Annotated in this window: 2 protein-coding genes; both read right to left on the bottom strand. The window is 67.3% G+C overall.

Annotated elements, in window-relative coordinates:
* A partial coding sequence (locus tag ACSFBC_RS28395) for an outer membrane beta-barrel protein (RefSeq protein ID WP_435513673.1) occupies positions 1-875 on the bottom strand: 875 nt, incomplete at its 3' end.
* A 50-nt stretch (positions 876-925) separates the two neighbouring features.
* Complete coding sequence (locus ACSFBC_RS28390) at positions 926-2,758, bottom strand: Ig-like domain-containing protein (protein WP_435513672.1); 1,833 nt, start codon at positions 2,756-2,758, stop codon at positions 926-928.
* Positions 2,759-2,890: the final 132 nt, after the last annotated feature.

Genomic DNA, 2,890 nt, shown 5'->3' with positions numbered 1-2,890 from the left:
GCGATCGCATCGAACTGCAGGCCACCCAGTTGTGCCACGAAGCCGTCGAGCGCGCTTCGACCTTCGGGGCGGAGGGTTGCCGCGTCGAAAGCAAAAAGCGAATCGGCCGAGAAGCTCGCGCGCTGGGGTGCAGGCACCGGGGCCGGCGGTGCCGGTCGCGGCGCTTGTGCCACGGGCTCGGGTGCGACATAGGTCGATACGGGCATGGCGCGTGGCGCGGGCGCAGGCGCCCGGCCGATCGGAAATACCAGCGACACCGAGAACATGTTGATGTCGCCGCGGTTGCCCACGGCGTCGTTGATGCGGTAGCGCTCGGCTTCGCCGCGAATCAGGAACGAAGGATTGACCTCGTACTGCAGGCCGAGGCCGACCTTGTAGTTGGTGTCTCGCTTGCTCGGATTGGGGCCGAGGACCTGGACGGCGCCCGTGCCGCTGAAGCTGTCGCTCGCCTTTGCCACCTGTGCGCCGACGCGACCGATGACCGAGAAGCGCTCGCTGAGCGGCAGCGTGCCAACCAGGTCGAGGTTGAATCCGCGCAGCTTGATCTGGCCGTGCAGCGTGCCCGCGGGCACGGTCGTGGACGTGTAGCCAAATTTCCCGAGATCGAAATAGCCTCCTTCCAACGCGACATAGCGGTTGAACTGGTAGCCCCCGAAAAGCTTGAACGCCGTGTCGCTTTCATCGAGCGACATCGACGTGGTCCTGAAGCCGGCGCCGAGCAGCCCGTTCGTGATGCGCTCGTCATCGATGCGCGCATGCGACTGGCCGATGGACAGCCCGCCGTAGGCATAGCCGGCGTCTTGCGCCATGGCAGAGACGGCAGTGAGCGAAAGGCCGGTCAAGCCGAGAGCACGCAGCATGCGGATGGAAGTCATCGTGGTCTTTCTAGCGGTCGATGGGCGAAGAGGGTTGAATATCGGCCGGTTCATGGCGCGACGATGGTGGTGTTGACCATGGTGACCGAGGCATTCAGGCCGATGGCACGCCCGATCAGGGTCGTCTGCACGGTCTGGCCGGCGGTCGAGATCGTGACGCCGGCAGGCGCGATGAGGGTGCCGACCATCGTGCTCCCGTCCTCGATTCGCGCCGCTGAGCCGATCTGCCAGAAGACGTTGGCGGCTTTCGCGCCGTTGATCAGGAACACGCGCTGCGGAAAGCCGGGGCGTCCGACCGTCACGGCGGCGGCGCTCTGGAACACCCATGTCGCGTTGGCATCGCCCTGCGCGTCGAGCGTCAGGTCGCCGCTGGTGATCGAGAAGGTGCCGCCGGCAGAGGTGTACACCGCGGGGGGCAGGGTGCGCCCGCCGAGTTGCCCTGCACCAGGGTCACTGCCGGCCGGCATCGCGGCGAGCTGGTTGTAGCTGGTCTGAGCATCGGACCGGGCCTTGGTTGCGATCTCGAACTTCGCAACCGTACCCGGCGGTGGCGGCGCGCAGTAGACCGTGCCGTCCACCGCACCCACGTTCAGCGGCGTCTCGGTGTAGCGATCGAACCTATCGTGCATGCCGGTCATCAGCGTGCAGGCTGCGGTGGTGCCGATGTTGCCGCCGATCACGGTATTGGTGCCCTGGTTGGTCACCCCAGCGCCGCCGCCGAAGGCGCCGAAGCTGGCGATGGATTGCAGGTCGATCGGCGGCGTGCATGCCTGCGCGCCGGTCGTGAAGCTCCACACCGCATCGACGGCGAGCGGATTGCCCGCCAAATCGGTCACGCCAGCAGCCCCCGACACGATGGTCACGGTCAGCAGCGTGCCGGGCGCGAAGCCGGTTGCGGCCGAAGGCACGAAAGTGGCGATTCGGTTCACCGCGTCGTAGCTCACCGCGCCGGCCACGGCCGCGCCGTTGTCGCGCACCAGGAAGGTCGTGGCGTTGAGCGTGGCCGGATCGATCGCCTCGCTGAAGGTCGCGTTGATCGCCTTGGTGCGGCACACGTTCGTCGTGCCGTCGCCAGGGTTGAAGCTGCCGACCGTAGGCGGCACCGCATCGCCACTCGACCCGGTGGTGAAGGTCCAGGCGTGGTCGCCGGCGTTCGGTGCGACGGCCGTGTTGCCAGCGAGCGCATTGCCCGAGGCATCGGTGGCAGCCGTCGTAATGACTGCGTTGTAGACCGTGTTCGCAGTAAGCGGCGAAGCGGTCGGCGTGAAGATGGCCGTGCGGCTCGTCGCCACATAGGAGACGGTGCCGTTGACAGGAACCGCCGGGCTGCCGCTGGTGATGACGAAGCTTGTGCTCGACAGCGTGCCGGGGTTCATGGCTTCGCTGAATGTCGCGGTGATGCGGGTGTTGGTCGCCACGCCGGTCGCGGCGGGCAGGGGCTGCGTCGCGATCACCGTGGGCCGGGTCGCGTCGGCCAGGGGGGCGGTTCGGAAACGCCAGGCGAAGTTGGCGGCCAGCGCCAAGCCGCCGGTGTCGACGGCCGCGGTGGTGACGGTTGCCTCACACAGCGTGCCGGGCGGCAGCGCAGCAGCGGGGGTCAAAATCGCGGTGAGGCTCGCGGCGTCGTAGCTGACGGCCGCGTTCACCGGGGCGCCAGCCGGGCAGGCGAGCGTGAAGCTCGACGGCGTCAGGCTGGCAGCGGACATGGTCTTGCTAAAGGTCGCCCGGATGCTGCTGTTCGTCGCCACATCCGTGACCGGGGGTTCCGTGGCCGCCGGGCTCGTCGATGTCACGACAGGCGCGACGGGCGCCGCACCCAGGGCCGGGGGGCCAAGAATGGGGTCGAGTCCTCCGCCGCCGCCTCCGCCACAAGCGGTGAGCATGGCCCCCAGGAGAAGCAACGTACAGCGCGCTGTATTGTTGTGAAAGAAATTGCGCAAAGTGGTTGTCATCGTCATAGCCTTTCAGGCTGATTCTCGAATTCCCGACAAGTCAGGACAGCATTGCAAGCCGTC

The organism is Variovorax frigidus, assembly GCF_051216515.1.
Lineage (GTDB): Bacteria > Pseudomonadota > Gammaproteobacteria > Burkholderiales > Burkholderiaceae_C > Variovorax.
Note: the sequence above shows the minus strand (reverse complement) of the source record. Positions and strands in the feature narration are given on the sequence as shown.

What these genes read in the sequence shown, in the direction of transcription:
- ACSFBC_RS28390 (WP_435513672.1), bottom strand. Translation starts at nt 2,758, where the DNA reads ATGCTCACCGCTTGTGGCGGAGGCGGCGGCGGAGGACTCGACCCCATT.